The organism is Moritella sp. (assembly GCF_013215705.1).
Classification (GTDB): Bacteria; Pseudomonadota; Gammaproteobacteria; order Enterobacterales; family Moritellaceae; genus Moritella.
This window is the reverse complement of record NZ_JABSQR010000005.1, coordinates 153619-175282: the sequence shown is the minus strand read 5'-3', so window position 1 is coordinate 175282 and position 21664 is coordinate 153619. Positions and strand designations below refer to the sequence as shown.

Sequence of the window (21664 nt, the reverse complement as noted above, 5' to 3'; positions counted from 1 at the left end):
GCATAAGAACTTCAGAAACGCTCATTCGAACAATGATGATTAAGATCAATTCATCAACAAATATATTAGTCATACTTATAAGTAGTTAATTGACCTGAATATATGGATGAATTATGGGAAAAATAACCCGTTTCAATAGCGAAGTATTGATCATTGGTGGTGGCGCGACAGGCACCAGTATTATGCGCGATTGCGCATTACGAGGCATAACATGCATATTGCTTGATAAAGGTGATATCGCCTCAGGTACAACAGGCCGTAATCATGGCTTATTACATTCCGGCGCGCGTTACGCTGTCACTGACAGCGAGTCAGCACGAGAATGTATTCAAGAAAACAAGATCCTAAAAACTATCGCCAGTCACTGTATCGAAGACACTAGCGGATTATTTATTACCTTACCAGAAGATGATCTGGATTTTCAACGTACTTTCATTGATGCTTGCAGCAGCGCGGGTATCAATACCCAAAGACTCACACCACAACAAGCTATCGACCTTGAACCAAATGTAAATCGCAGTTTACTCAGCGCAGTCAAAGTCCCCGATGGCACCCTTGATCCTTTCCGCTTATGCGCGTCGAATGTATTAGATGCAAAAAATCATGGTGCACAACTGCTTACCTATTCGATGGTAAAATCCTTGATCCGCATTGGTGATCGTATCATCGGCGCTAAATGTATTAATACCCGCACCAATGAAAATTTTGACGTCTATGCCCAAGAGGTCATTAATGCAGCGGGAATTTGGGGTAAAAACATTTGTCACTACGCAGAATTAAACGTGAAAATGTTACCTGCCAAAGGATCATTATTAGTATTCGAACACCGTATTAATGATCTGGTTATCAATCGTTGCCGTAAACCTGCCGATGCCGATATTTTAGTACCCGGCGATTCTATTTCGTTAATTGGTACCACTTCAGAAGAAATTGATTACAAAGATATCGATGCCCTAAAGATCAGTGACAAAGAAGTCAACATTCTTATTGAAGAGGGCGCTAAACTGGCACCAATACTCGCACAAACCCGTATTTTACGGGCTTATGCAGGCGTGCGACCACTCGTGGATGTTGGCGGTGGTGATGGCCGAAACATCAGTCGCGGTATTGTATTACTCGATCATGAACAGCGAGATGGCTTAGCTGGATTTAGTAGTATTCTTGGTGGGAAATTAATGACCTGTCGCTTGATGGCTGAAATGACCACAGATCTTATTGCTGGCAAACTCGGTAATAGCAGCACCTGTACCACCCATTTACAACCACTGCCCGGTTCTATTGTTAATAAACATAATAAACCTAAAAAAACCGTATTTACTACCAAAGCGGCTACTCATCGTCACGGTGAAACGGCTGTTGTCACCTTCGATCAAAGTACCAAAGGCAAATCCATAGTCTGTGAATGTGAAATGGTGTCTGTTGGTGAAATTGAATACGCGATCAAACAACTCGATGTCACCAATTTGGTAGATTTAAGACGGCGTACTCGCTTAGGCATGGGCTCGTGCCAGGGTGAGCTGTGTACCTATCGTGCTGCCAGTCTATTTTGTGACTTTGCCAACTGTAGCGGTCATGAATCAAGTAAATTATTAATGCAGTTTTTTGAAGAACGCTGGAAAGGCATTAAACCCGTGTTATTTGGTGATGCATTGCGAGAAGCCGAGTTTACCTATTGGCTGTATGAGGGTCTGTTTGGGGCAACTGATATTAATCAGTTAGGCGAAAAACAAGAAGATAAGGAATATTATGAAGTTTGATAGCATTATTATTGGCGGTGGTATTGCCGGTTATACCGCAGGATTACGTAGCCTCGAAGCTGGATTAAAAACAGCTATCATTTCAAATGGTCAAAGCGCACTGCACTTTTCATCAGGCTCTATCGATCTACTTTCGCATACCCCGACAGGCAAGGTTATTCGTAATCCGGCTGCGATATTTGATAAATTTATCCATGAGTTTCCTGAGCATCCCTATAGTAAGGTAGGTAAAGAGACCGTATTTGAATCCCTTGAGTGGTATAAAAATTTACTGACCACCGCAGGTATACCACTAATACAGCAAGACAACGGCGATAATCATCTTCGTATCACCCCGCTTGGTACGTTAAAATCAACGTGGTTATCTCAGCCTTATATACAGCAGCTGCCAATGCGTCTAACTGAACATACCATCAAACGCATTGTGGTCGTGCAAATTAATGACTTCCGTGATTTCAATGCGAAGATGGTCACCGATAACTTAATGCAGGTCCCCGAATTTAAAGACGTTGAAATAACACATGTTCGCATTTCGATTGATGGATTCTCAGGACTGAAACGTAATGCTTGCGAACTGCGTTCGATTGATATTGCGCGTATCTTAAGTAACGAAGATGAAGTCGAAGCATTAGCGGCTAAACTCATCGCTATCGCAACACCTGATGACCTGGTGATCATCCCTGCAATCACAGGCAATGGCATGGGGCTTTCGGTACTTAATCAGTTATATGCATTAACAAATTTAACCTTCCATGAAGTACCGACCATGCCACCATCAATGTTGGGGATCCGTCTTGAAGAAACCATGATTGATTTATTTATCAAACGCGGCGGTATGCTGTTAAGAGGCGATCAAGTAACCCATGGTGATATGGCTGAAGACCATGGTGAATTAAGCCTTAAGCGTATTTACACCCGTAATTTAGAAACCATGCCATTAACCGCAGATAACTATATTTTTGCATCTGGTAGTTTCTTTAATAAGGGCTTAATTGGTCATCATAACAAATTGCAGGAGCCTGTTTTTGATTTGGACATGAACAGCCTTGAAGCACGTAATACATGGTACAACCCACAATTTTTTGCTGCTAACTCACAACCCTTTTTATCCTTGGGGATCAGAACCAACCACGTATTCAACCCGATGTTAAAAGGGAAAGTGGTCAACAACCTATTTTGCGCAGGATCTAACTTGGGTGGATATGATCCAATCGCCGAAGGCTGTGGCAGTGGAGTGGCAATTAGTACTGGTTATCATGCCGTAAACCAGTTATTACAACAACGTATGGTAAATGCCAATTCACAACCAGCAACCAATCACAGCTTTGCATAAGGGGACCAATATCATGAACTTAGCATCAACACGTTTTGAAAAATGCATCAAGTGTACTATTTGTACCGTATATTGCCCTGTTGCCAAAGCCAATCCGAATTACCCTGGGCCAAAAGAATCTGGGCCAGATGGGGAGCGGCTAAGACTAAAAAGCCCTGAGTATTACGACGAAGCATTGAAGCTTTGTACCAACTGCAAACGTTGTGAAACGGCTTGTCCGTCCAACGTCAATGTCGGTGACATTATTGCGGTTGCACGCGGTAAGTTTGAGAAGAAAAAGATTAATCCTAAATTAATGCGTGATTATATTTTAAGTCACACAGATTTATTCGGTAAATTATCGACTCCTGTCGCACCCTTGGTGAATAAAATCACGGGTTCGAAAATCATCAAAACTATCATGGATAAAACCGTGGCGATTGATAAACACAAGTCGTTACCAAAATACTCTTTTGGCTCGTTTAGAGGTTGGTATAAAAAACAAGCCAAAACGCAAGCGCAGTTCGAACGTCAGATCAGCTATTTCCATGGCTGTTATGTTAACTACAACAACCCACAACTCGGCAAAGATTTAGTTAAGCTGTTAAATGCCATGAATATCGGCGTTAAATTATTGAAGAAAGAAAAATGCTGTGGTGTGCCACTGATCGCCAATGGTTTTCATGACAAAGCCCGTAAAAATGCAGAGTTTAATGTTAAACACATGACCGAGGCTGTCGAGCAATTTAATACCCCGATCTTATCGACATCATCAACTTGCTCGTTAACCTTAAAACAAGAATATCCGCACGTATTAAAGGTCGATAACAGCAAGATTACCAATAAACTTGAATTTATCACGCCATTTTTATTACGCGAGTTTATGAACGGTAATATGCCAACATTAAAGCCCGTGAATAAAACCATTGTCTACCACACACCGTGCCATTTAGAACGTAGCGGTCTGGCGGTATTCACTATCGAGCTGTTACGTACAATCCCCGGTTTAAAGGTCATTGTACTGAACAGTGAATGCTGTGGTTCGGCAGGTACTTATGGTTTTAAAAAAGAAAACTACGAGGTGTCGATGAAAATAGGTAAAGGTTTGTTTGAACAGATTAAACAGGCGAATGCTGACTTTGCTATTACCGATTGTGAAACCTGCAAATGGCAAATTGACGAAAACACGGACTTAGAAACTATCCATCCGGTGAGTTTATTAGCGCAGTGTTTACCTGACTAATAATAAAAAAGGACGTCTGATCCTTATTTACGGTAAATAGTTTACTGTAAATAATGATTTAGACGTCCTCTCAGTATTACTGAAGATTAACGATTAATCGTTAAATGAACGTACAATCCAAGCGCGGAACATACGGCCTTTCAATTTACCTTTACCAATTTTCTGTACCGCAGCTTTAGCCACTTTAGTATCAACAGCAACATACGCACAGTTATCAAACAGTTGAATTTTACCAACTAGCTTACCATCAATGCCATCTTTACCCGTTAGAGCTCCTAAAATATCACCCGCACGTACTTTTTGCTTTTTACCACCATCAATACGGATACACTCCATCGGTGGTGTCATTGGGGATTCATTGAGGACACTCATCGGTGGTAATGCTTCTGGCGTTATCATACCAAAACGATCTTCTAATAACGCAACTTGGTATGCTTCTTTATCATCAAATATAGTGTAAGCCATACCTTTACTGCCAGCACGGCCAGTACGACCAATACGGTGAACGTGTATTTCACTATCATGAGAAACTTGGAAGTTAATAACAGCGTCTAAAGACTCGATATCCAGACCACGTGATGCAACATCAGTCGCGACCATGACCGAAATACTCTTATTAGAAAAACGCACTAACGCTTGGTCACGATCACGCTGTTCTAAGTCACCGTGCAGTGCAATAACACTAAATCCAAAATGGCCTAATTCATCCGCAACATCTTGTACATCTTTCTTGGTATTACAGAAGATAACCGTTGATTCTGGTTTATGTAGTAGTAATAAACCACGTACTGTATCTAAACGCTCACCAAAGTTTTTTACTTTATAGAAATGTTGTTTAATGGTGCTGTCATCGTGCGTTGACGCAACTTCAACCATTTCTGGATTGTTCATTATTTTAGCTGCAATCGCTTGGATTTTTTTCGGGAACGTGGCACTGAATAGTAACGTTTGACGATCACTTGGTGCTTTCTCAACAATGGCGTCAAGTGCGTCTTGGAAACCCATTTCTAACATACGATCCGCTTCATCCAGCACAAATGTTGTTAGATTATCTAATCGTAACGTGCCTTTAGTTAAGTGATCTAATACGCGACCAGGGGTACCAACAATGATATGTGCGCCGTGTTCTAATGAACCGATTTGTGGGCCAAATGGCATACCACCACACAGTGTTAATACTTTAATGTTATGAATACCACGTGCAAGTTTACGAATTTCTTTCGCTACTTGATCAGCAAGTTCACGTGTAGGACAAAGTACTAACGTTTGAATACGGAAACGTTCAACGTTTAAACGCTGAAGTAAACCTAAACCAAAAGCAGCTGTTTTACCTGAACCCGTTTTACCTTGGCCAATGACATCTTTACCTTCAAGAATACTCGGTAAGCTTTGTGCTTGGATAGGTGTCATTTCGGTATAACCGAGAGTATCCAGATTAGAAACAAGTTCTGGACGTAAATTTAGAGAAGAAAAATTAGTTTGGCTCACAAGACATACCTTAAATGAATAGGAGATAAAACAAAAAGGGCAAGCTCCGAAGAACATGCCCTTTATACTTAAACGTTTCGATTTATCATCAATTCATTTAAGTTAAACAATCTTAGTGACTATTAATTCAAAGAATTAAAGTACTACGATGTTTTCCGCTTGAGGACCTTTTTGGCCATCAGTAACGTTGAATTCAACTTTTTGGTTTTCTAAAAGTGTACGGAAACCTTCACTTTCGATAGCGCTGAAGTGAGCGAACACGTCAGGGCCGTTTTCTTGTTGAATGAAACCGAAACCTTTAGTTTCGTTGAACCATTTTACTGTACCTACGATCTTAGACATAATTGTAATCCTATTATGATAGTAATTTAAGTGGCATACGCCGATGTTGCTGGAAGTGTTACTACTTACTTATGATCAAACAGGACGAGGTACTATAAAAACTTCGAAATGGAATTCATTCATAAAACTAACCTTAAAGCTGCGGCCAATTATATAGACTTCAGGTTTAGTGTCAACTGTCTTATTTCTAATTAATACATATAAACGAACTATAATTAACTAGTTTGCACTTGAGCAGCCTATCATGTACCCTGCAGCACCGCTGTTATACTAAGCACTAGCACATAAATAGCAACCACATAAATAAAGAGACACTATATGAGTTTTACCGACCTCGGTTTATCCGCTCCAATCCTAAAAGCTGTAGCAGAAAAAGGCTACGACACACCATCGGCAATTCAAGCGCAAGCAATACCAGCTGTATTGTCAGGTAGGGATGTAATGGCTGCGGCACAAACAGGAACAGGTAAAACAGCTGGTTTTACTCTACCTATTTTAGAAAAATTAAGCCAAGGCCCGCGCCCGCGCCCTAATCAAGCACGTACGTTAATCCTAACGCCGACACGTGAACTCGCAGCACAGATTGCAGAAAACGTTGAAGTCTATAGCAAACACTTACGTTTAACATCAACAGTGGTATTTGGTGGCGTTAAAATTAACCCACAAATGACGCGTTTACGTCGTGGTGTTGATATCTTAGTTGCAACGCCTGGCCGTTTATTAGATCTATATAATCAAGGCGCTATTCGCTTTCACCAATTAGAGATTTTGGTATTAGATGAAGCCGATCGCATGCTGGATATGGGTTTCTTACGTGATATCCGTAAAATCCTTGCGGTACTACCACAAAAACGTCAAAACTTATTATTCTCGGCAACCTTTTCTGATGACATCCGTCAGCTTGCTAGAGGCTTAATCAATGATCCAGTCGAAATTTCAGTGACGCCGCGTAATGCTGCCGCTAAATCGGTTGAACAATGGATGCATCCGGTTGATAAAAAGAAAAAAGCGCTGCTGTTAACACACCTAATTAAAGAAAATGACTGGAAGCAAGTGTTGGTATTTACCAAAACTAAACACGGCGCAAACAAATTAACCAAGCATTTAGAAGAGCAAGGCATCAATGCTGCAGCGATCCACGGTAACAAGAGCCAGAGTGCACGTACAAAAGCACTAGCGAACTTCAAATCAGGTGAAGTCAGAGCACTTATTGCGACTGATATTGCCGCACGTGGTATCGATATCGTACAACTACCACAAGTAGTTAACTTCGACTTACCCAACGTACCAGAAGATTATGTTCACCGTATTGGTCGTACCGGTCGTGCTGGTGCTGAAGGTACTGCAATCTCATTAGTTTGTCATGACGAAATGAAAGAGCTTGTAGCGATTGAACAATTAACGCAAAAGCACCTTGAGCGTGTTGTTATAGACGGTTTTGCACCTATGGATTCATTTCCGACTACACCGGGTATTCGTCCACCAAAAGAGAAAAAGCCAAAAAGAGATCATCAAGATGGTCAACGTTCAGGTGAAAATTCACGTGGTCACAAACCGGCAAGTAAGAACCGTCGTCACACAGGTCCACGCAGTGAAGTAAATCCATCAGCAAATACAGGCAACCGTCGTCGCCCTGCTGGTTCTGCAACCAATAGCGCGAAATAATCGCCGCTAACATGATTTATTTATAGTGATTCACCTCTGATTTTACAGTGGTTTATTAATAAATAGTCGGATAGCACATTGTCTTTGATAATAAGGCAATGTGCTTCTTCAAGCATCCCTTACACACCAAGTTTGACGATCCCCAATTCAATCTTCTCGCAATTTATTTAATCAATTTTCCCGGCTAAATAATTGATCACTTATTTAATGCAATTGGTATTATTTACGTCCGTATTTGCTAGAATATTCACTCTTCATTCAAGAGCGGAAAGTAAATGAAATTACAACAAATAGACAAAATTCGTTACCGTAAACACTTAAACATGGCGAGTATTGCCGCGACCGCGGTGTTAATCGCGTTTGCATTATTTTATGGCCAAGTATTAATCCATTTTTTTGACAGCGCTGACGAGAATAATTTTAAATTAAATTTAGCTGGCGTAATTCTGGGTGTGATTAGCTTGTTGGTAGCATTCAGGTTTATCCGCCGTCATCCCTATTTAATTGAAGTCATGTATGTCTGGGACCTAAAGCAAACAAACAACAAAATTTACCGCAAACTTCATCATGTAAAAATGGCATTAAGCGACAGTGACAACACCGATATCGATGCCATCACCATCCTCAATTACTACTACGCGGCATCGAAGCAACAATACAATTTAGACAACAATACATTAACAATGGAAGGTTTAATGACTGACATCGCTAAATTAGATAACCTCATCGCCGAAAAGAATTTAACCATTTCCCTTGATGACTACCAGCCAAGCTTATTAAAACAGTTTTAAAGCACATTTTGACAAGCGTATAAAAAACAGGCTCGACTATCATTGCTCCTGTTTTTTAGAAAAAAAACCCAAGATATTAGCCAAACATTCAATTTTTATAGCCTTAATACGAATTAATGATATAGATATTGAAAAAAACCCAGCAAATGCCGTCTTATAAGCCGCTATCTCTTTTTTGTTGCTAAAAAAACGTGATATACTCCGCGCGAATCTTTACATAAATAAATTATAGAGAACATAATGGCAGATTTATCCAAATACAGAAATATCGGTATCTTCGCTCACGTTGATGCTGGTAAAACAACAACGACTGAACGAATTTTGAAACTTACTGGTCAGATCCACAGAACTGGTGAAGTACATGACGGCGAATCAACTACGGATTTCATGGAACAGGAAGCTGAGCGCGGTATTACTATCCAATCAGCAGCTGTAACTTGTTTCTGGCAAGATCACCGTTTAAACGTTATTGATACTCCTGGACACGTTGACTTCACAGTAGAAGTTTACCGTTCACTTAAAGTACTTGACGGCGGTATCGGTGTATTCTGTGGTTCTGGTGGTGTTGAACCACAATCAGAAACTAACTGGCGTTATGCGAATGAATCACGAGTTGCACGTATCATCTTCGTAAACAAATTAGACCGTATGGGTGCTGATTTTTTACGCGTTGTTAAGCAAACTGAAGACGTACTTGGTGCTAACCCACTAGTGATGGTTTTACCAATCGGTATCGAAGACGATTTTGTTGGTATTGTTGACCTTCTTACTCGTAAAGCATACGTTTGGGATGATACAGGCGAAGCAGAAAACTTCGAAATCACTGATGTTCCTGCAGACATGGTTGAACTAGTAGAAGAATACCGTGAAAAGTTACTTGATACTGCTCTTGAGCAAGATGATGAGCTATTAGAAGCTTACATGGAAGGCAACGAGCCAGCTATGGAAGACATCAAACGTTGTATCCGTGCAGGTACTCGTACAATGGACTTCTTCCCAACTTACTGTGGTTCAGCATTTAAGAACAAAGGTGTTCAAAACATTCTTGACGCTGTTGTTGATTACCTACCAAGCCCAACTGACGTTGATCCTCAGCCGCTTACAGATGAAGAAGGCGAGCCAAACGGTAAATTTGCACATGTATCAACTGAAGAAACATTCAAAGCGTTAGCATTTAAAATTTCAGATGACCGTTTTGGTGCCCTTACTTTCGTTCGTATCTACTCAGGTACGTTGAAAAAAGGTGATACGATCCTTAATGCTGCAACAGGTAAAACTGAGCGTGTAGGCCGTATGTGTGAAATGCAAGCGGATGAACGTAAAGAATTAGCATACGCACAAGCGGGTGATATTATCGCGATTGTTGGTATGAAAACTAACGTTCAAACAGGTCACACATTATGTGATCCTAAAAATCCTATCATTCTAGAAGCAATGGTATTCCCTGAACCAGTAATCTCTATCTCTGTAACACCTAAAGATAAAGGTTCAACTGAGAAAATGGGTATTGCGATCGGTAAAATGGTTGCTGAAGATCCAACATTTAAAGTTGAAACTGACCAAGATTCAGGTGAAACAATCCTTTCTGGTATGGGTGAACTTCACTTAGATATCAAAGTAGATATCCTTAAGCGTACATACGGCGTTGATCTAGTTGTTGGTGCTCCACAAGTTGCTTACCGTGAAACTATTACGCACGAAATTGAAGATAGCTACACGCATAAGAAACAATCTGGTGGTAGTGGTCAATTTGGTAAAATTGATTACATCATTAAGCCCGGCGAACTGGGTACAGGTTTCACGTTCAAATCTTCAGTTGTTGGTGGTAACGTACCTAAAGAATTCTGGCCTGCAGTTGAAAAAGGCTTTAAAGGCATGATGGATACTGGTGTTCTAGCTGGTTTCCCTATGATCGATGTTGAAATTGAACTACTTGACGGTGGCTTCCACGCAGTGGATTCATCAGCAGTAGCATTCGAACTTGCAGCACGTGGCGCGTTCCGTCAGTCTATCCCTAAAGCGGGTGCACAACTGATTGAACCTATCATGGCAGTTGACGTATTCACTCCAGACGATCACGTTGGTGATGTTATTGGTGACCTTAACCGTCGTCGTGGCATGATCAAAGATCAACTGGCTGGTGTTACTGGTGTTCGTATTAAAGCTGACGTACCTCTTTCAGAAATGTTTGGTTACATCGGTTCACTACGTACTATGACATCTGGTCGTGGTCAGTTCTCTATGGAGTTCTCACACTACAACCCTTGTCCAATGAACGTAGCTGAAGGCGTAATTGCTAAAGTTAAAGAAGAGAACGCTAAAAAATAAGTAATTATTTTTAGTTAATCTTCCTAACCCCAGTTATGTAAATAACTGGGGTTATTTTTTGCCTAAAAAATATGAATACCCCTCTATTCTCTATTCTCCATTCTCTATTCTCTATTCTCTATTCTCTATTCTCTATTCTCTATTCTCTATTCTCTATTCTCTATTCTCAGTAAATCGTAGACAAAAAAAAGCACCAAGACCATCAGCCTTAGTGCTATTACTTTTTTTACTAACTAATGCTTGCTAGTTCACACTAACAGCGTATTAACCGTTACTCGAAGTGCCAGTAACCTAAGTTAACCCAGTCAATCAACAATTGACCAAATACTTTATCTTCCATTAATACTTCAAGTTCTTTGGCTGTTTGCTCAGTGGTATTACATAACGTCTGTACACTTGCCGCAATGCTTGCATCAAAGTCATAACGCTCGCCATCAATGAAGCAGCTCGTCGGCATTTCTGGGAAATATAATGTCTTCAGTCCATTTACTTTACGCAAATAAGACTCCATACCAATTTCATCGACTACAATCGCGAAATCGGCAATGTAACCACCTTCAGGTACCAATAAATCTAATTCGTGTGCTGATTCACTGTAATGACGACCAAGGAAGTCATGCATAACACTTTTATCAGCCATTAATGATGTCATGATGTCTGTTAAACCTTGCACTTCGCCTGATTCGATAGAACCATGCTGTGCACGTGGTTGTAACTTAGGATCGCTATAACGAACAAACTCTTTGTCTTGTTGTAATAAGTAATCACCAAAGTGGTTTAACAGTTCTTTTTGATCTTGCGCGCGGAAACCTACAGAGTAGTTAATCGCTTCGCCAACAGCATAACCTTCATGCGGTGCATAAGGTGGGATATATAAAATATCGCCGGGTTCTAATACCGTATCAATAACGGCATCAAACGCTTCACAATGCTTCAACGCGCCGTTAGCAGCAAACTCTTGAGGATTCATATCCTGAGAACCAACACGCCAGTGACGCTTGCCTTGGCCTTGTATTATAAATACGCAATAACGATCGACATGCGGACCCACACCACCGGTATCAGAGCTGTAAGAAACCATTAAGTCATCAAAACGCCAGCTTGGAATAAAGTTAAACACATTCGCCAGTTCCGCGGAAGGATCATGCCAATGGTTAATTGCTTGCACTAAAATAGCCGCGCCCGGTTTTTCCAGACGATCAAACTCAGTGAAAGGACCACATTTAGCTTCCCATTTACCATCTTCAAGTGACACCATACGCGACGTCACGTCTTCTTCCATCGCTAAACCAGCAATTTCATCCGGGCTGATTGGATCGATAAAGTCCTTGAATCCAGCTTTAATTAACAGTGGTTTTTTCTGCCAATAATTTTGCATGAAGTCAGCAATATCAAGATTTAATGTATACATAGTCAACCCGCATTAAGTAATCGAAGTAATAGAGCGCGTATCATAGGTATTTTCGCAATAATAGCAACAAAAAAAGCCCTATAGATATTATTGCTACAGGGCTATTTAAATTACTTTTGATTAGAAACAAAAGCTAAGGAGCTTCGGATACATAAACGTCAGGAAAGTAGACAGATCTAATTAACTGAGATTTCATTTCATCGCTAAGTAATACATGCAGTGCATACATAATACTAATAATACCACCGCGCAAGTCATTCACTTTTGCAGCAAGCTGCTTAGCAGATAAACCCTCTGTTGCTACTGTCGAGTTGCTCGTATGTGCATTACATTCAGCCAATTGTGCTGTAAACAGCGCCCAAGATTTGTTGTTCATATCTAACGCTTTACCTGCGGTGAATATCGGTACCCATTGGCTGATTTTGTCTTCTAGAGATATGCTCTTGTTTGCATTATCAATCACGTCTGCATTATCAATGTTATAAGACTCAGCTTTAACTGATAAATATGACGTTAAAGAGGCGAACAACTTGGTAATGCACGCGTAGTAGGCTGCATAGCCCGCTGCGATGTCGGCATTGTTAATCGTTACGTCACGATGTGCCAACGCAGAGTCAAACTCACCTTGGTAATCATTCACATTGAGAATACCTTCCCCACTGATGTAGACCTTGCTATCCATGGTATTTTCGACAAATGGCACCGTGTAATTCCAGTTTCGGGTTTCTGAAACTAAACGCTTAAAGGGATACTTGTTCTCTTCAAACCACTGCTCGATAATTTTATTTTTTAGGCCATCAGTCAACGCTCGATTTGCGTGATCACTGTACTTCACCAGATCAAAGATTAGCTTCTTCGCTTGTTTCTCTGCAATGTTCACTCTTACTTTTAACACTAACAACTCCTTCAATGCTGTCCAACGCCTTATCAACGGGCGTGCAGCTTGGTATTTTTTGGCATTTCATCATAAACTTTTTGTCAGTGTTTAATTTAAAAACCAGATAACAGATACTAAAAAGCCCCGTGGAAATTACATAACGTAATTTCCACAGGGCTGATTAACAAGCGCTACCATCGTGTTACAAAATAGCTAACACGTTAATTAAATTAACGACTAAAATTAAGCGTCACTGAACGTGCGTCGCCTTCATTGACCGTCACAACATTAGAATTGATGTCATCATCTTTCGTCATCACATTCTCATCTTGAGAAAGCTTAGCGCTCACTTTAATCGATGGAAATTGTGACATTTTCATTTGTGCCATCATCGCATCGCTATCTGATAATGAGATAGTTAATGGGAATGTTGGATCCGTGATACGTTTAACAGCCAGTGGTGCTTTAGATCCCGCAGCCGCTTGCACGTAAACATACAAGTAACCTTTAAGCTGCGCTTGGTCAGCAGTAATGGTGATCGTCACTTTCTCATTACCCGCTGGCGCTTGATTGGCAGTTGCCGCAGGACCCGTTGTTGTAATAGCAGTTGGAGAACCCGTGGCTACAGGTGCAGTACCACCTTTCGCTTCAATCTGTTTTCTGGCATATTTAATACTACCTTGGATCATTTGGATACGATCTGGCTGACCAACAAGTAGCGGTAACATACGTTGCCATTGCTCGATTGCGCCAAGGTAATCTTGGTTTTCTAACGCCATGAACGCAGAAGTCGATAATACTTCGATATCGTTAGGTTTCTCTTGTTTAAGCTCCATCAATATTTTACGGGCTAAGTTATTCTGTTCTGGATCATCACTGAGCATTAATGCTTGTGCATAACCCGTCACGATTGATGTGTTCAGCGGGGCGAGTTTGTAAGCGCGGTCCATGGCAATGAATGCGGCGTTTGGATCACCTAATGCAACGTTTAAGCGACCCAGCAATAACCAACCAAATTCATTATCCGGTTCTTCCCTCATCTTGGTACTCAATGCCAGTTTAAAGTCTTTGATCTCTTGATCTGTGACTTTATCACCTTCATTCATCACACGGTCGGTTAGCTCAGGTAAACGTGCGTACACATCTTGCCAGTTCACTATTTTTTCACGCGCGCCTAATGCCATGTAAACAGACACAGAGAAGACTACTAAGAATATAACACCAGCAAGCCAGATAAATGGAGAGTCAGCTTTACTTACTTCAGTCGCTTTCTCATCAACAACGTCATCTAATAGACCACGTTGCATTTCATCAATAAACTCTTCGCTTTTGTCTAACAAACCCTGATCTTCATCGTCAACCAATTCGCTAATACGACTTTTATACAGATCTTTATTTAATTGGTCTCGTGTCGCGCCTGTTAACTTGTTCGCACCCGTAACAGGGATAACAAATGCCAGCGCGGCAACGATCACCAATACAATACTTACTATCCAAAATAACAACATGCTATTTCTCGCTATCCTTTAAAATTTTGGCCAAACGGTCTTTCTCCGCACCCGTTAACTCATCATCGCTATCATCAGTTTCAACACTGCCTTTACGACGACTGTTACGAACAATAATCAGACCACCAAATAATACAAATAAACCAGGACCAACCCATAAAATAGCAGTGCCTAAGGTTACAGGCGGTTTGTATAAAACAAAGTTGCCAAATCGATCAATCCAGTAAGTAACAATCAGATCTTCATTCTGACCTTCGATCACCATATTATAGGTTTTTTGACGCATATCTTTGGCAATCGATGCATTTGAATCAGCAAGGTTATTGTTTTGACATTTAGGGCAACGTAATTCTGCCGTTAATGTTCTAAACAGGGCTTCTTGTTCTTCGGTCTCAAAGTCATAAACATCAATGACCGCTGCAGCACTAAAACTGAGCATTAAAGTCATTAATACGAATAATTTTTTCATCTTAAATCCTTATTTCAACTGCTCATAAACAGCTTTCAGCTCACCATTCCAATTACGCGGGTTAATATCCCCTACGTGTTTGAATTGAATTATGCCTTTGCTGTCGATAAAAAAGGTTTCAGGCGCGCCGTAAACACCCAGATCAAGCCCTAACATGCCATCAGGATCAAACAGGCTGATCTTGTATGGGTTATCTAGTTCTTCTAACCATCTTAGCGCTTTCTTGCGATCGTCTTTGTAATTCATACCGACAATGTAAACACCGTCTTCAGCAAGTTCATTTAAGTACTTATGCTCGGCGTAACACGTTGGGCACCACGTAGCCCATACGTTTAACAGCATAGGTTTACCTGACAATACACTTTTATCGTGCTGTAGCTCAGGTTCAACTAAATCGTTTAATGCAAACTCAGGAACAGGTCGACCAATGAAGGTCGACTCTAAAACGGTAGCGTCACGAAATAAGCCAATGTAAAGGAAAATAGACACACACAAAAATATGATCAAGGGTATGAGTCGTGTCATTAACTGTTTCTTTTTTTTCACATTATTAGTCATTATTCGGGTCCTAATTATTGTGCTTTCGCTACACGTTTGTTCACAAAACGATAACGACGATCAGATACAGCTAACAAACCACCGATAGACATAACCAAACCGCCCCACCAGATGAAACGAATAAATGGTTCGTAATAAATACGAATTGCCCATGAATCATCTTCTAACTGCTCACCAAGTGCGATGTAAAGGTCACGTGTTACACCCCAATCGATCGCGGCTTCAGTCATTGGCATACTGCGCTGTGCGAAATAGCTACGTTTTTCTGCGTGCATGGTAGTTTCAAACTTACCGTTTTTACTGATATTAAATACCGCTTTATAACCTTCGTAGTTCGAGCCATTGGCTTCACCAATACGTTCGAATTCGAATAAGTAATCAGCAAAGACGACTTCATCACCCGGTACCATACGTATGTCTTTTTCAATTTTGTAATTCTGTGTTGCAGAAATACCAATCAACATCATCGCTAGACCAACGTGACCCAGTACCATAGCCCAATGACTACGTCCAAGTTTCGTTACACCAGAAGCAAAGCTATGACGATGAGTCGCACGTATATAGACTTCGATCGAACTGGTGATAATCACCCAGAATGCTAATGCAAAACCAACAACCGCAACAATTTTAATCTTATCCGCAAAGATTGCAGGTAATGCAACCGCTAACACAATACTTGCTACAGCACTTACCGCTAACTGGATAAACAATGGGCGTAAGTCTGCGTCTTGTTTCTTCCAGCGTAATAACGGTGCGACACCCAGTGCGATTGCAAACGGGATCATGATATAGAAGAAAATATTATTAAAGAATGGTACACCGATTGAAATCGAGCCCATACCCAATTCTTTATGTACCAGTGGTAACAAGGTACCAATCAGCACAACTAATAGCGCAGCAATTAATAATACGTTGTTCATTAACAAGAAGGTTTCTCGAGAGAACAAGCTGTATTTACCACGGCTCTTAATTTCTGAACCTTTCACTGCATAAAGCAGTAATGAACCACCAACCACCGCAATTAAGAAGGCTAAAATAAACAAACCACGAGCAGGATCAGAGGCGAACGCATGCACAGAGACCAGTACACCCGAACGTACTAAGAAAGTACCCAATAGACTTAAACTAAATGCCGAAATCGATAATAGAACGGTCCATGATTTAAATACACCACGTTTTTCACTTACCGCCAGCGAATGAATCAATGCAGTACCAGCAAGCCAAGGCATAAATGATGAATTTTCTACTGGATCCCAGAACCACCAACCGCCCCAGCCGAGTTCATAATAAGCCCACCAACTACCCAGTGCGATACCTGAGGTTAGGAATACCCAAGCAACCAGCGTCCAAGGACGTGACCAACGCGCCCATGCAGAATCAAGGCGACCAGCCATTAATGCTGCAATAGCAAAAGAGAAAGCAACCGAGAAACCAACATAACCCATATATAACATCGGTGGATGGAAAATCAAGCCGACATCTTGGAGCAATGGATTTAGGTCGTTACCGTCAAGCGGTAAGTAAGGCAAAGTTCGATCAAATGGATTTGACGTTAACAAGATAAACAAGTTAAAACCAATCGCAATCATACCCATCACAGCAAGTACGCGAGCCAGTGCAATCTTAGGAATACCACGGCTAAATATTGCAACTGCGGCAGTCCAAATAGCCAAGGTTAAAGACCAAAGTAATAATGATCCTTCATGACCACCCCAGACCGCAGAGATTTTATACTGTATCGGTAATAGTGAATTTGAGTTAGTTGCTACATAACCAACTGAAAAATCGTCAGTCGCAAATGCGTAAGCTAAAATTACAAATGAAAGACTCATTAGCAATAATTGCATAATGGCTAATGGTTTAGCACTATTAATCATCCCAGGATGATTAATCTTTGCGCCTATAAGTGGATAAATTGCCAGCAAGAACGACAACGCCGTTGCGACAATTAAACTAAAATGTCCAATCTCAGGGATCATTACAAACTACCTTATTTAGTTTCGTTACCGTATTCTGGCTTCATATGCTTAATACCTTTGATTGCTTCTGCAACTTCGGGTGGCATATATTCTTCGTCATGTTTAGCGAGTACTTCAGACGCCGCGATAACGTTTGCTGATTTCAATACACCTTGAGCAACAATACCCTGCCCCTCACGGAATAAATCCGGTAAAATACCTTCATATTCCAGTGTTACCAGACCACCGCCATCATCACTGAGTACAAAGCGAACTTTAAGATCTTCCATATTACGTTTGACGGTACCCGGCATCACTAAGCCACCAATACGTAAACGCTGACCAATTTCAGGTTTGACTTTATCTTCACCTAAACCTTCAATGAGCTGTGTCGGGGTATAGAATAAATCAATGTTCTGCTTTAACGCGTAAAGAACAAGGCCAGTCATACTCCCTAAACCAATGATAATCACCAGAGCGATAGATAAGCGTTTTTTACGTCTTGGATTCATAGCGTATTCTCCATTTTTTCAGCAGCACGCATACGCTCGATACGCTGATGCTTATTTTTAATTTCTTGAATAATTTGGCTACGTTTGACAATCGTAGCAACGGTTAATGAGCCTAATGCCAGTGTGCTAAAAGCCACCGCAAGCCAGACATAAAAACCGTAACCACCCATCGCTATAAAAGCTGAAAAGCTATCAAATTGCATGTTACTTGTCCTCGATAAATAATTTTTTCACCCAAGGTCTGTGCGACTCACGGGTAATTAATTCATTTCTAAAGCGCATCAAGGTCAAGGTACCAAACAGTAAACCAAAGCCTAATAAGTTAATCAGTAAAGGCCATAGCATATCGGTATCCATTGACGGTTTATCGAATTTACTAATAGTGGCTTTTTGATGTAGTGTATTCCACCATTCAACTGAGTAATGGATAATTGGTAGGTTAATAACACCGACTAAGGCAAGGATACCAGCAGCACGACCCGCTAACAGCTTATCGCTAAACGCACCATAAATGGCAATAACGCCAAGGTATAAAAATAATAGAATAAGTTCAGATGTTAAACGCGCATCCCATACCCACCAAGCACCCCACATAGGTTTACCCCATACAGCACCAGTGAACAATGCAATTGCGGTAAAGACAGCACCAATTGGCGCGATCGCAGCAACAGCCATATCTGCCATTTTCAATTGCCATACCAGACCAATAAACGCAGCCATAGCCATGCTTAAATAAGCACCCATAGACAAGGAGGCAGCAGGTACATGCAGATAAATAATACGGAAACTATCGCCTTGTTGATAATCAGCGGGCGCAAATGCAAAACCCCAAATCATTCCGATGCTCAGTGATACCGCACTAAATAGTGCAAACCAAGGCAGCATTTTACCGGCTAAGTTATAACTTCTTTCTGGTTTTGCATAAGGATGGAGCCATTTCCACATATTAAACTCTCTACATAAATAACGGCTCAATTATATGAACCTAAACAGTGATTGAAACTAACTTTACTTTTCTTTAATTAAAAGCTTTAACTAACGATTTAACTCAGGCTAACCCGTAATGATGCAGCGATGGCAAACGGTGATAAAGTAACCGATGCAGCGAGCATCGCACCTAAAATAGCCACAGGGCCAGCATACGATACACCAAAGCTTGCCGCATCAATGGCACTGGTTGCAAAAATCAATACTGGAATAAATAACGGTAAGATCAGCAGACTCAATAATACGCCACCTTTACGTAAGCCAACCGTCAAGGCCACACCAATCGCACCCACAAAACTCAGTACTGGCGTACCGAGTAACAAGGTAATGAAAGTCGCCATGAAGGTATTCGCATCTAATGATAAAAATACCGCTAACAAAGGTGATACAAATAAAATGGGTAAACCAGTCAGCAGCCAATGCGCAACGACCTTAGCGGTAACAATCACCCCTAATGGTGTATTTGTTAACATTAATTGTTCTAACGAACCATCAAGAAAGTCATCACGGAATAACCGTTCCATCGACAACAGAGCCGATAATAAAGCTGCAACCCAGATAACGCCTGGCGCAATACGTAATAATAGGTTTGGCTCTGGACCAATGCCTAATGGAAACAGCGTTATCACGATAATAAAAAACCACAGTGGATTTAAAATATCTGATTTACGACGAAAAGCCGTGATTAATTCACGCTTTATCACCTGTATAAAAACAGCAAACATATTAATACTCAGTTAAGTGTTGACGGGTTAAGGTGATCTTACGTAAACGTCCTGCTGAGAACTGTAGATCTTGATGCGTAGTCAAAATAACGCTACCACCATTATCGGCATGCGCTAAAAATAAACGCTCTAATACTTTCACGCCATTTTTATCAATAGCAGTAAAAGGCTCATCAAGAATCCACAATTTTTTATCCGACAGCCATAACCGTGCTAAAGCAATACGACGTTGCTGTCCGGCTGAAAGGTGACAAGCTAATTGATCTTCATAACCAGCAAGTCCGACTTGTGCAAGCGCGTCCCAAACTTTTTCTTTGGCGACAGCTTTATGCATTGCATGGTAAAAAAATAGATTTTCAAAGGCGGTCAGTTCTGCTTTTACACCTGGTAAATGACCGAGATAGAGGAGGTCTTGATGATAGCTTTCACGATCATCTAAGGTATCCGTTTGTTGCCAAAGAATATGACCATCGGCTGGTGATGAGAGTCCGGCGAGTAAACGCAGTAAGCTTGTTTTCCCTACCCCATTTGGGCCTTCAATTTGGATCATTTCACCTGCAGATACAGTGAAACTGAGTTCAGAAAATAACACGCTATCTTCACGTATACAGCTTAATTTAACAACTTCTAACATATTTTGTATTCTTCCAGCATCAACCTGCAAGAATGTTAACATATTCCAGCTTTAAGCATAATTAAGCAACATCAAATAACTGGTCAATTATAGGTAATAAATGTTATTTTTTATGGAAGTTTAGTAATAATTCTGCTTCTGCCCGTGGTAGTTCGCACTCACGCATGATTTCATCAAGGCTTGCACCTAATTCAACTAGCTTCACAGCCCGCGTATAAAAACGGCTATCTGGATCTTGTTGCTCGTGCGTGGTCATCTCTTCCTTCATTTCATCTTGTTGAAACTTAGTTTGTTGTAATTCCGATGCCACACCCTGAATTGCACCACCAAGATTAATATTCGATGTGCTTAACTCAATGATGCGTTTTTGCAGTGACTCTCTTGATTTAGATAAGTCTTTAAGTAGCAAACTATGTGTTGCCTGCAATTTAGTTAACTTACGGAATAATACAACGCAACCAATAACTGCGGCAATCGCGACAGTCAGCGCAGCACCAGACAAAATCAAAGCAAGCATATTGAGTCCTTCAATAAAAAAGCAATTAAAAAAGCACTGTAACAATCATTACAGTGCTTTTCTAGATAGAAATTAGATTAAACTTATAAACCGCTTAATTCATCCCATTCGTCATCACTTAAAAACTTATTCAAATCAACAAGAATAAGTAATTCGCCGTCACGGTTTGATACACCTTGGATAAATTGAGCGCTTTCATCGGTTCCTACACTCGGAGCCATGTCAATTTCTGAAGAACGTAGGTAGACGACTTCAGCAACACCATCAACAAGAATACCAATCACTTGTTTTTCGGCTTCGATGATAACGATACGTGAATTTTCGCTCACTTCTGATGGCATCAAACCAAAACGAACACGGGTATCGATCACAGTCACGACATTACCACGTAAGTTGATGATACCAATTACGTAGTTTGGTGCACCCGGCACTGGAGCAATTTCTGTATAACGTAATACTTCTTGTACTTGCATTACATTAATACCGTAGATTTCATTCTCTAACTTGAATGTAACCCATTGTAGCACTTCATCTTCAGCTACGTTTTCAACTAGATTTCGAGACTGACTCATGTTTTTATTT

General features: G+C 40.7%; 21 protein-coding genes. 6 read left to right on the top strand and 15 right to left on the bottom strand.

Translation table 11 applies throughout. The features are described 5' to 3' along the window. The first annotated feature begins 113 nt into the window (after positions 1–113). Genes glpA through glpC form a run of 3 tightly spaced genes read left to right on the top strand, consistent with a single transcriptional unit; the run spans position 114 to position 4312 of the window. Complete coding sequence (gene glpA / locus HRT96_RS02685; RefSeq protein ID WP_293151820.1) at positions 114–1757, top strand: anaerobic glycerol-3-phosphate dehydrogenase subunit A; 1644 nt, start codon at positions 114–116, stop codon at positions 1755–1757. Next, a complete protein-coding gene (gene glpB, locus HRT96_RS02680) occupies positions 1747–3090 on the top strand; it encodes a glycerol-3-phosphate dehydrogenase subunit GlpB (protein ID WP_293151818.1) in 1344 nt (447 codons plus the stop codon). The genes glpA and glpB overlap by 11 nt, the downstream gene beginning before the upstream one ends. A 13-nt stretch (positions 3091–3103) precedes the next feature. Further along, positions 3104–4312 carry an anaerobic glycerol-3-phosphate dehydrogenase subunit GlpC gene (glpC, locus tag HRT96_RS02675; protein WP_293151815.1) on the top strand — a complete coding sequence of 403 codons (1209 nt, stop codon included), beginning with the start codon at positions 3104–3106 and terminating at the stop codon, positions 4310–4312. Positions 4313–4405: 93 nt separating this feature from the next. Here glpC and dbpA read toward each other — a convergent pair whose 3' ends face one another. Continuing rightward, positions 4406–5800: an ATP-dependent RNA helicase DbpA gene (dbpA, locus tag HRT96_RS02670; RefSeq protein ID WP_293151812.1), complete on the bottom strand. Its 1395-nt coding sequence runs from the start codon at positions 5798–5800 to the stop codon at positions 4406–4408. Positions 5801–5935: 135 nt separating this feature from the next. Then, a complete protein-coding gene (locus tag HRT96_RS02665) occupies positions 5936–6142 on the bottom strand; it encodes a cold-shock protein (RefSeq protein WP_366050976.1) in 207 nt (68 codons plus the stop codon). 318 nt (positions 6143–6460) lie between these two features. Here HRT96_RS02665 and HRT96_RS02660 point away from each other — a divergent pair, with 318 nt between their 5' ends. From HRT96_RS02660 to fusA, 3 genes are all read left to right on the top strand, one after another. Further along, the gene (locus HRT96_RS02660; protein WP_293151809.1) at positions 6461–7807 is read left to right on the top strand and encodes a DEAD/DEAH box helicase; all 1347 of its coding nucleotides are present in this window, start codon (positions 6461–6463) and stop codon (positions 7805–7807) included. 275 nt (positions 7808–8082) lie between these two features. Then, complete coding sequence (locus tag HRT96_RS02655) at positions 8083–8598, top strand: DUF3087 family protein (protein ID WP_293151806.1); 516 nt, start codon at positions 8083–8085, stop codon at positions 8596–8598. 240 nt (positions 8599–8838) lie between these two features. After that, entirely contained in the window at positions 8839–10926 is a 2088-nt protein-coding gene (gene fusA, locus HRT96_RS02650; protein WP_293151803.1) for an elongation factor G, read from the top strand. A gap of 271 nt (positions 10927–11197) precedes the next feature. On the opposite strand, the gene HRT96_RS02645 is transcribed toward fusA, so the two are convergent. The 13 genes from HRT96_RS02645 to HRT96_RS02585 form a co-directional block, all read right to left on the bottom strand. Beyond that, positions 11198–12337, bottom strand: a complete 1140-nt coding sequence (locus HRT96_RS02645) for a cupin domain-containing protein (RefSeq protein ID WP_293151800.1) — start codon at positions 12335–12337, stop codon at positions 11198–11200. 133 nt (positions 12338–12470) lie between these two features. Then, positions 12471–13232: a hypothetical protein gene (locus tag HRT96_RS02640; protein WP_293151797.1), complete on the bottom strand. Its 762-nt coding sequence runs from the start codon at positions 13230–13232 to the stop codon at positions 12471–12473. Between the two features lie 212 nt (positions 13233–13444). Continuing rightward, positions 13445–14722 (bottom strand): c-type cytochrome biogenesis protein CcmI, encoded by a 1278-nt coding sequence (ccmI, locus tag HRT96_RS02635; protein WP_293151794.1) that lies wholly within the window; start codon positions 14720–14722, stop codon positions 13445–13447. A gap of 1 nt (position 14723) precedes the next feature. Then, positions 14724–15191 carry a cytochrome c-type biogenesis protein gene (locus tag HRT96_RS02630; RefSeq protein ID WP_293151790.1) on the bottom strand — a complete coding sequence of 156 codons (468 nt, stop codon included), beginning with the start codon at positions 15189–15191 and terminating at the stop codon, positions 14724–14726. Positions 15192–15200: 9 nt separating this feature from the next. Beyond that, positions 15201–15749: a DsbE family thiol:disulfide interchange protein gene (locus HRT96_RS02625; RefSeq protein WP_293151788.1), complete on the bottom strand. Its 549-nt coding sequence runs from the start codon at positions 15747–15749 to the stop codon at positions 15201–15203. A 14-nt stretch (positions 15750–15763) separates the two neighbouring features. Further along, positions 15764–17728: a heme lyase CcmF/NrfE family subunit gene (locus HRT96_RS02620; protein WP_293151785.1), complete on the bottom strand. Its 1965-nt coding sequence runs from the start codon at positions 17726–17728 to the stop codon at positions 15764–15766. A gap of 11 nt (positions 17729–17739) precedes the next feature. Next, positions 17740–18219, bottom strand: a complete 480-nt coding sequence (ccmE, locus tag HRT96_RS02615) for a cytochrome c maturation protein CcmE (protein WP_293151782.1) — start codon at positions 18217–18219, stop codon at positions 17740–17742. Beyond that, positions 18216–18422 carry a heme exporter protein CcmD gene (gene ccmD, locus HRT96_RS02610; RefSeq protein ID WP_293151779.1) on the bottom strand — a complete coding sequence of 69 codons (207 nt, stop codon included), beginning with the start codon at positions 18420–18422 and terminating at the stop codon, positions 18216–18218. The genes ccmE and ccmD overlap by 4 nt, the downstream gene beginning before the upstream one ends. Before the next feature lies 1 nt (position 18423). Beyond that, positions 18424–19164, bottom strand: coding sequence for a heme ABC transporter permease (locus HRT96_RS02605; protein WP_293151776.1), 741 nt, complete (start codon positions 19162–19164; stop codon positions 18424–18426). 98 nt (positions 19165–19262) lie between these two features. Continuing rightward, positions 19263–19931, bottom strand: a complete 669-nt coding sequence (gene ccmB / locus HRT96_RS02600) for a heme exporter protein CcmB (protein WP_293132297.1) — start codon at positions 19929–19931, stop codon at positions 19263–19265. Between the two features lies 1 nt (position 19932). Next, positions 19933–20607: a cytochrome c biogenesis heme-transporting ATPase CcmA gene (ccmA, locus tag HRT96_RS02595; RefSeq protein WP_293151772.1), complete on the bottom strand. Its 675-nt coding sequence runs from the start codon at positions 20605–20607 to the stop codon at positions 19933–19935. Positions 20608–20668: 61 nt separating this feature from the next. Continuing rightward, a complete protein-coding gene (locus HRT96_RS02590; RefSeq protein ID WP_043993954.1) occupies positions 20669–21082 on the bottom strand; it encodes a DUF2802 domain-containing protein in 414 nt (137 codons plus the stop codon). Positions 21083–21165: 83 nt separating this feature from the next. Continuing rightward, positions 21166–21654, bottom strand: a complete 489-nt coding sequence (locus HRT96_RS02585) for a chemotaxis protein CheW (RefSeq protein WP_006030788.1) — start codon at positions 21652–21654, stop codon at positions 21166–21168. Between the last annotated feature and the right edge of the window lie 10 nt (positions 21655–21664).